General features: G+C 33.6%; 7 protein-coding genes and 1 tRNA gene. 6 read left to right on the forward strand and 2 right to left on the reverse strand.

Features of this window, described 5'->3' with window-relative positions; all coding sequences use genetic code 11:
• Window positions 1-256 precede the first annotated feature (256 nt).
• Both AC3DU7_RS18150 and AC3DU7_RS18155 read left to right on the forward strand, forming a co-directional pair.
• Window positions 257-1,084, forward strand: a complete 828-nt coding sequence (locus AC3DU7_RS18150) for a sulfurtransferase (protein WP_488040719.1) — start codon at window positions 257-259, stop codon at window positions 1,082-1,084.
• A gap of 430 nt (window positions 1,085-1,514) precedes the next feature.
• Window positions 1,515-3,488, forward strand: a complete 1,974-nt coding sequence (locus AC3DU7_RS18155; protein ID WP_488040720.1) for a DUF262 domain-containing protein — start codon at window positions 1,515-1,517, stop codon at window positions 3,486-3,488.
• A gap of 454 nt (window positions 3,489-3,942) precedes the next feature.
• On the opposite strand, the gene AC3DU7_RS18160 is transcribed toward AC3DU7_RS18155, so the two are convergent.
• Window positions 3,943-5,454, reverse strand: coding sequence for an MBOAT family O-acyltransferase (locus tag AC3DU7_RS18160; RefSeq protein ID WP_488040721.1), 1,512 nt, complete (start codon window positions 5,452-5,454; stop codon window positions 3,943-3,945).
• Between the two features lie 244 nt (window positions 5,455-5,698).
• Between AC3DU7_RS18160 and AC3DU7_RS18165 the strand changes: the two genes are divergently transcribed.
• The 4 genes from AC3DU7_RS18165 to AC3DU7_RS18180 all read left to right on the forward strand — a co-directional run bounded on the left by AC3DU7_RS18165 (window position 5,699) and on the right by AC3DU7_RS18180 (window position 7,568).
• Window positions 5,699-5,771: transfer RNA gene (locus tag AC3DU7_RS18165), tRNA-Phe, on the forward strand.
• Window positions 5,772-6,055: 284 nt separating this feature from the next.
• Complete coding sequence (locus AC3DU7_RS18170) at window positions 6,056-6,361, forward strand: hypothetical protein (protein ID WP_488040722.1); 306 nt, start codon at window positions 6,056-6,058, stop codon at window positions 6,359-6,361.
• A 48-nt stretch (window positions 6,362-6,409) separates the two neighbouring features.
• Window positions 6,410-6,757: a YtxH domain-containing protein gene (locus AC3DU7_RS18175; protein ID WP_488040723.1), complete on the forward strand. Its 348-nt coding sequence runs from the start codon at window positions 6,410-6,412 to the stop codon at window positions 6,755-6,757.
• A 268-nt stretch (window positions 6,758-7,025) separates the two neighbouring features.
• Window positions 7,026-7,568: a DUF948 domain-containing protein gene (locus AC3DU7_RS18180; RefSeq protein ID WP_488040724.1), complete on the forward strand. Its 543-nt coding sequence runs from the start codon at window positions 7,026-7,028 to the stop codon at window positions 7,566-7,568.
• On the opposite strand, the gene argB is transcribed toward AC3DU7_RS18180, so the two are convergent.
• On the reverse strand, window positions 7,557-8,453 hold the full coding sequence (gene argB, locus AC3DU7_RS18185) for an acetylglutamate kinase (RefSeq protein WP_488040725.1): 897 nt from the start codon (window positions 8,451-8,453) through the stop codon (window positions 7,557-7,559). The two genes, AC3DU7_RS18180 and argB, sit on opposite strands and share 12 nt — an antisense overlap.
• Window positions 8,454-8,507: the final 54 nt, after the last annotated feature.

Below are 8,507 nucleotides of genomic sequence, written 5' to 3' on the forward strand. Positions count from 1 at the left end.
AACAGGCAACAGGCAACAGGCAACAGGCAACAGGCAACAGGCAACAGGCAACAGAAAAGAATAAAAATAACTGTACCTCATAAGCTTCGGAAACTTCTGTATATATTATTTCCGTGAATACTTACACTTAGGAGAAAGGAAGGCAGAAAGCAGAAGGGAATATTGGTTTAAAGGGAGAAGGTTTTTTTATTACTGATTATTCGGACATTATATTACCTATTATTAGAAGAAGAAAACTTGATTTAATTTAGTAAATATGACTAATAAAAATTTTCTTATTTCTCCTCAGTGGTTAGTAGACCATCTCAATGACCCAAACCTCATTATCATCGACTGTCGTTTCTCTTTAGCCGATCCAGAATTAGGCCAGAAACAATATCAAGATGCTCATATTCCTGGGGCATTCTATTTCGACCTTAACCAAGACCTTTCCGGCACAGTACAAAAACATGGCGGGCGTCACCCATTACCCGATACCGATCGACTGGCCCAAAAATTAGCAACTACAGGTGTTAAATACCAAGAAACTCTAATTGTGGCTTATGATGATTCTCGCTTTGCCTTTGCTTCCCGTCTATGGTGGTTATTGACATATATGGGCCATAAAAAAGTTGCCCTTTTAGATGGCGGTTTTTCTGAATGGCAAAAAAAATATCCAATTACTAATGAAATTTCTACTCTACAAACAGGTTTTTTTGAACCACAAATTCAATCCAAAATGGTAGTAGATATAGAAACAGTTAAAGCCAAAAAAGATTTACCAGAAGTAGTATTAGTTGATTCACGAGATAGCGATCGCTACTTAGGAAAACATGAACCTATTGACCCTATTGCTGGTCATATTCCTGGGGCGGTTAATTATCCTTGGAAGCAAGTTACTGATGAAAATTCTCTGGCAAAAATTGATGAACAAATTCAACGGTGGGAAAAGGTGAAAAATGCTGAGGAAGTTATTATTTATTGTGGCTCTGGTGTGACTGCTTGTGTGAATTTATGGTCGTTAAAAATAGCGGGTATTAATACAGGAAAACTTTATGCAGGTAGTTGGAGTGATTGGTGTTCAGATTTGATGGATAATAATTAGCTTTTATTCCAATTTATGTTGATTGATTATAAGTATTTGAGTTGAAAAATTATAAAATTATTGACAATATATTGGTTAAATGGATAATTATTTAGTTTGAAAAGGCAACATTGAGACGTATCTTACACCTATTCTCCATGAAGTTGCGCTTAATCAAAGATAACAGCTATTAGTAAAATTCAGGTTTTGGTAATAATTATTAAGCGCATTGTTACAGATAAATAGTATTAGAAAAAACATTTTTTTTGAAATTGCCATACACAATATAATATCTGGCGCTGCATATTTATGGGATGAATTGTAGGCTAGGAAAAAAGAGCAAGTCTAAATATTAAAAATAGGATTTATTTATTCTGCTAAAGATTCATCCCTTGATTTGGCAACGTCTAATATTTTATTGAAAATAATTTCACTAAACATTCTGCAAAATATGAAAGCTTCAGAAACAAAACTACAGAAAATCCTAGAAGGAACTCAACAATATCTTGTTCCTCTATTTCAACGTCCTTATAGCTGGGAACGTCAACAATGGGAAAATTTATGGGACGATCTGATAGAGTTGACAGAACAAGAAACCATGCGACCTCATTTTATGGGTTCTATTGTGACAATGCAGACTGTTTCTGTACCTGAAGGAGTGTCTAAATATTTATTAATTGATGGGCAACAAAGACTAACCACTATTTTAATTTTATTAGCAGTTGTTCGCGATCGCGCGAAAAAAAACCAAGAAACAAAAAAACTGGCAGAACAAATTAATAATACTATTTTAATCAACCCTTATGAAGATGGTTTAGAGCAATATAAATTACAACCAACCCAAGCAGATCGCCATTATTTTCATCAGATTATTGATGGAGGTTTTCCTGATTATAAAAAATCTTTAATTAATGATTGTTATCGCTTTTTTGACAAAAAAATCCGTCTGAAAGAAATTGACTTAACTTCAGTTAAAACAGCAATTATTAGGGGTCTTTCTTTAGTTAGTATTACCTTAGAACAAGACGAAAATCCACACTTAGTTTTTGAAAGTTTAAACGCAAAAGGTAAAGCTTTAAGTCAAGCTGACTTAATTAGAAATTACTTTTTTATGAAAATTCATGTCGATCGGCAAGAGGAAATTTATGCCCAATATTGGGAACCAATGCAGGATACTTTATGTGAGAGTTTAACCGAATGTATTCGCCATTATTTGATGAAGGATGGTGTGGAAGTAAAAAAAGACCAAGTTTATTTTACTTTAAAGGATAAAATTAATCCCAAAAATGCTTTAGAATCTCTACAAGATTTAACTAAATTTGCTGACTATTATCAGAAACTTATCGATCCTAGTCAGGAAAAAAATTCATCTATTAGTAGTTGCTTAATACGTTTGAAACGGTTAGATGTCACTACTATCTATCCTTTTTTACTAAATTGTTACAATGATTATGTAAAAGGAGAATTTTCAGTTGATGGATTTGTGGAAATTTTAAAGATTCTTGAAAATTTTATTATTCGGCGTTTTGTCTGTAATCTTCCCACTAATTCCCTTAATAAAATGTTTCCTTCTCTATACGGTCAAATTAAACAAAAAATAGATATAGATTTTATGGAAGGATTAAAATATGTTCTAACTGGCAAAAAATATCCTAGAGATGAGGATTTTAAATCCAGATTAAAAGAGGTAGAGCTTTATGGTACTAGGATTAAAGCAGAAAAATCTAAACTGATTTTAGAATCTATTGAACAATCTTTTAATCACAAAGAAGAAGTATCTTTTGATAATCTTTCCATCGAACATATTATGCCTCAAAGACTAAATAAAGATTGGGAAAATTTTTTAGGGGAATATGGGGAAATGACTCACGAACTTTTACTACATACATTGGGTAATTTAACTTTAACGGGATATAATTCGGAACTTTCTAATTATCCTTTTAGTAAAAAGAGAGAGATTTTGCTAGAGAGTAAACTAAAGTTAAACGAGTATTTTCAAGAAAAAACAACCTGGCAGAGAAAAGATATTGAAGACCGAGCAGAATATTTAGCCGAAATTTGTTTGAAAATATGGCCTTACTTTGGGGATGAGACTCAAAAGGAAAGAGTGGGAGATAGAGTAAGGGGAAAAAAACCCAAAGCTTTGTCTCTGCTTAACAAAAAATACAGCGTTAAAAGTTGGCGTGATGTATTAGAAATCACTATGAATATTGTTGTTGATTTAGATGACTATAAGTTTCAGGAACTTGTGCAAGAATATCCCCGTATTGTGAACTGGAATAATCAAAAATTTAGAGACAATAGAAAATTAAATAATGGAGCATTTATTGAAGTTAATTTATCTGCTAATGATATAAGTTCATTTTGTTTAAAAGCAATTGAAAGGGTAGGATTAAGTTCTGAAGATTGGCAAGTTGAGACATAGAAATCACATAGAGTCGGTATCACTTCTAAAAGGATAAACGACTAAGGATAAACGACTATTGATATTGTTATTAATGTTAGTTATTCAAAGAACTAATTATTCAAGTAACTAATAGAAATTATTTTATTACTAATTTTTCACTATCGAAAGTAACATCTTATATCATATTAGGATACTACATACCTAATTAGGATTTGCTGAAAAAGTCTTTTTTAAGGAGTAGAGGAGCGGGGGAGTAGGGGAGTACGGGAGAATTTTTTTGCCCAACTTTTGGTAAAAATGCTAACTTTTTGAGCATAAAGAGCTGAAAACAATGTACTTTTTCAATACCTAAAAACGCTAAAACCTTTATCTGGTAATTATTTGATATTTATTCAGCAAACCCTAATTAACAATAGTGATTTTTATTCAATTTTTATCCCTTCTTCCTTCTTCTTTCTTCCCTCTTCCTTCTCTAAAAATCAAAATAAATATAAGGCAAACCCTCTGGTGCCAACAACCAAACAGTAAACAAAAATACAGGCACTAACAAAACTTTCAACTGCCAATTTAACTGTAATTTTAGACCACGATGAAACCAATAATTAATCCCCATTGCCACTACAACTCCAAAAATTAACCACACTAACTGTAACCTTTCTAAACCCATCGCTTCCAGATAAACTTTATCCACAAATTGAACATCAGCATCATAATTCCACCAGTGAGAAAACACCCAAAAAGAATCCCTTAAATTCGGTAGTCGGAAAAATATCCAAGTACCAAAAACCATACTCTGAGTTAACAACCAACTGATTAAAATTCCAGGCAAACTTTCCCATATTTTTTTGACCTTAAAATGTTTAGAAATTGCCTCTATTAACCGATGAACTACTAATGCCAAACCATGTAAGATTCCCCAAACAATAAATCCCCAAGCAGCACCATGCCAAATACCAGCTATTAACATCACAGTTAACAAGTTCAAACAAGTCCTAAATAAACCAACCCTTGAACCTCCCAAAGGAAAATATAAATAATTTCTCAACCAATCTCCCAAAGTTGTATGCCACCTTCGCCAAAATTCCGCTATGCTTGTACTGAAATAAGGAAAATCAAAATTTTGTGGCAAGTTTAAACCAATTAAAAAAGCACTACCACGGGCAATATCAACATAAGCAGTAAAATCAAGATAAAGTTGTAGTCCATAAGCAATTGTTGCTAACCATAGATCGCCACTTCCTGCTCTTTGTAAATTACTAAAACTCAGGTCTACAAAAATTCCTAAATTATCAGCTATTAAAGCTTTTTTAACTGCACCAGTCGCAATTAACCAAATTCCTTCCGTAATTTGCTCTAAAGTTGGGAATTTTAAAGCAGGAGTTTTCACTAAAGCTTTAGTGGTTTTTTTGCCGATCATTCCTAGCTGATTTTGTAGATAATGATAACGAGTTATCGGACCAGAAATCAGTTTGGGAAAAAATAATTTATAAGATGTAAATTCTAATAAAGAAGAAGCTGATGGAGCACCTCGATAAACATCAATTAAATAAGCAAGACATTCAAAGCAGAAAAAGCTTAAACCTAATGGTGCAATTACATTACTATCAACCCAATTAGCAGTCTCTAAAATATTAGGGATATTGTAGAGTATGCCAATACTATTTAATAAAAAAGGTATATATTTGAAGCTTAATAATAGTAAGATATTGCAAATTATACCTAACCACAATAGTAGTAAACGACGGCGGTTCCATTTTGTATTAGCAATACGCCAATCTTTAGGTTCCCCAATAGCTTGAGCAAGGTAAAAATTCAATAGGGTAATTATTAATAGTAGTGGAATATATTGAGGTTGAATAGTAGCGTAGAAAATTAAACTCGCAATTAATAGGATCGATACTCGCCAAGACTGGCGTGGCATTGACCAGTAAATTCCTAGTACTATTAATAAAAATAGAGCGTAGTTAAAGGAGATAAAAGTCATTTCAGTTATCAGTTATCAGTTATCAGTACCTCCAGTCATCTCATTGTTTAAATTATGACTTTTGATTTACTTTAATTCTTACTTTTGATGGACAATTTTTCCTCCTACCTCCTCTGTAGTTCCCATTTATTCTAACTCCTGACTCCTAGCTCCTGACTCATGACTCCTGACTCAAGAAAAAAAATCCAAAAGTACTTGTCAAAATTATATTGAGTCTGCTACTATAGTAAAAGTGAAAAAAAAAGCCGGGATAGCTCAGTTGGTAGAGCAGAGGACTGAAAATCCTCGTGTCGGCGGTTCAAGTCCGCCTCCTGGCATTTAAACTTATACCATAACGTAGTTTGTTAACTAATCTCTCTATAAATTAATGAGCGATCGCCTCACTCACTTAAGACCTCAAATGTTCCTACCACCAACTTTATCCGAGGGGGTCATATATAATATATTTTGATAACTCTATAAACTACTTCAATATTCAATCTCCCCTACTCCATCTTGGATATGTCGGTCCACTATATGAGTTTTAGTGAATATCATAAGTTTTGATTCTGATTGGACTTTTTGTTCGAGTTCTTCTCTAGATTGTTCGGTGTAGTGAAAAATGCTGTGGTTAATAATTGAACTAAATATAGTTATCTCAATTTTTTGTTTTTACCTAGCTTGGAAAATTTGGAAAGTTAGACAAACATTGCTACAAGTAGAACAAACTCTCAATTTGATAGATAATTGTACCAGTAAGGTACTTGATAAAACACCTGAATTTTTCCAACTTCACCAGCAGAAAATAAATCAACTACGACAACTATATAAACAACTGGATTTACAAGTTCAACAGGTCAAACAAATTATGGCCATGTTTTGGTTGATCGGAACCATTTGGCATCGTTTCCATAGAATTTGGCGCTAATATAATAGATTATAAAAAAGAAGTATTCTAGAGAGATATATTTTAAGTATGTCAAACAAAAAATCTGGACTATTTATCAGTGGTCTACTGCTAGGTTCAGCCATAGGTACATTAACAGGCTTATTAATAGCCCCTAGAACTGGCAAAAAAACACAACAGTTAGTGAAAAAATCTGCATCAGCTATTCCCCAACTTGTAACAGACTTATCTACCAGTGTCAAATTTCAAACAGACCGGTTTTCAGGATCTGCCACTAATTCTTGGGAAGAAACTTTAGAAAGACTAAAAGAGGCGATCGCTGCTGGATTAGACGCTAGTCAAAAAGAGAGAGAAATATTATCTCAACTAGAAACAAAAAATTCTGAAGTTTCGGTAGTTATAAACAGGGAAAATTAAAACAATAAGCTTTTTTTTAATCTTAAAATACTCTACAATAGCGCTTATTATTGTTAATATTATCCAGGAATAGGAAATTATAAATGGATAATGGATAATGGATAATTGATAATTGCTTAATTTGATCTAAGATATTTTCATTTATGAAGAAAATAAAAAGAAAATATTTTCCTTAAGTTCAATCCTCTTCTTTCAAGGATAGGTAATTGTACATTATTCATTGTTCATTATCAATTGTTGAACATTCTCCTGTTTAGGCGAAATACCTGTGAACAACCCCTTGTTTTGGCTAGGATTGTCCCTTTTCCTGGTTGCATTGAGCCTCACTACTGTATTAATTGTCACCTTACCTGCGATGTTGGCATTAGCAAGAGCTGCTCGTAGTCTAGAAAAGTTAGCTGACATCCTAGTTCGTGAACTACCACCAACTTTAGAAGCAATTCGTCTCACTGGCTTAGAAATTAGTGAGTTGACTGATGATGTAAATGATAGTGTCCAGAGTGCTGGAGAAATTGTTAAGCAAGTCGATCAAAGCCTTGGTAATGTGCGCCAACAAACCAAGGAAGTTCAAACTACAACTAAAAGTATTTTTACTGGTATTAAAGTAGCCTGGAAAACATTTAATTCAAAAACAACAGAAAATACAAGAAGGCCATCAAACCATTCTCTATCATCTTCTCATAAAAATGTCGATCAAAGCCATATTTATAGAAATATTCCTCCTGCTTCTGAAACTGATAGCTCTAGCTTAATATCAGATTCCTCAAAACAGCAAGAGGACAAAAATAAAGAAATTAACTCAAGTAGTTAGACCTAAACTACTTACTATCATTGAGCCAACTCCAGAATCTGTAAAGATTTCCTGTAAAAGTGAATGGGGAACTCGACCATCAAGAATATGGGCAGCTCGAACTCCCTGAGCTAAACTCCGCACACAACAATTTACTTTCGGAATCATCCCACCAGATACAATTCCTTTCTCTATCAATTGCCTAGCTTCTTGGATATCCAACTTCACAATCAAAGTATCTGGATTATGATAATCTTCCAAAATTCCGGCTGTATCTGTAAGGAGGATTAACTTTTCTGCATCCATTGCAGCAGCAATTTCACCCGCAACAGTATCTGCATTAATATTGTAAGCTTGTCCTTTTTCGTCTGCAGCTACGCTAGATACTACGGGAATATAGCCATCATTAACTAGGGATTGTAGAATATCTATTTTGACGTTGCTGACTTCCCCAACAAAACCAATACCTTCTCTTCCTTCGGGACGTGCTTTAATTAAGTTTGCATCTTTGCCACACAAACCCACGGCACGGCCACCAGCTTGATTGATTAAAGAAACAATTTCCTTATTAACTTTTCCCACTAATACCATCTCTACTACTTCCATAGTGGGGGCATCAGTAACTCGCAAACCATCCTTAAACTGCGGCTCAATTCCTAATTTGCCCAACCAAGAGTTAATTTCAGGGCCACCACCATGAACTACAATTGGACGTATTCCCACACAAGATAGTAGTACAATGTCTCTAATTACTTTATCTTTGAGATTACTATCTTTCATAGCCGCACCGCCATATTTGACTACTATTTTACGACCTGCAAATTTTTGAATGTAAGGTAGTGCTTCACTGAGTACTTTGACTCGGCTAATTTCTGGCTGATTTTCAAAATCTGTACTTTTGAGCATAGACACCTACTCTTTTGAATTTATAATTTTAACAATATCAATATATAGTTATAC

The organism is Okeania sp., assembly GCF_983059655.1.

Coding starts and splice junctions, on each gene's coding strand:
- AC3DU7_RS18150 (WP_488040719.1), top strand. CDS start 257: ATGACTAATAAAAATTTTCTTATTTCTCCTCAGTGGTTAGTAGACCAT.
- AC3DU7_RS18155 (WP_488040720.1), top strand. CDS start 1,515: ATGAAAGCTTCAGAAACAAAACTACAGAAAATCCTAGAAGGAACTCAA.
- AC3DU7_RS18160 (WP_488040721.1), bottom strand. CDS start 5,454: ATGACTTTTATCTCCTTTAACTACGCTCTATTTTTATTAATAGTACTA.
- AC3DU7_RS18170 (WP_488040722.1), top strand. CDS start 6,056: ATGCTGTGGTTAATAATTGAACTAAATATAGTTATCTCAATTTTTTGT.
- AC3DU7_RS18175 (WP_488040723.1), top strand. CDS start 6,410: ATGTCAAACAAAAAATCTGGACTATTTATCAGTGGTCTACTGCTAGGT.
- argB (WP_488040725.1), bottom strand. CDS start 8,453: ATGCTCAAAAGTACAGATTTTGAAAATCAGCCAGAAATTAGCCGAGTC.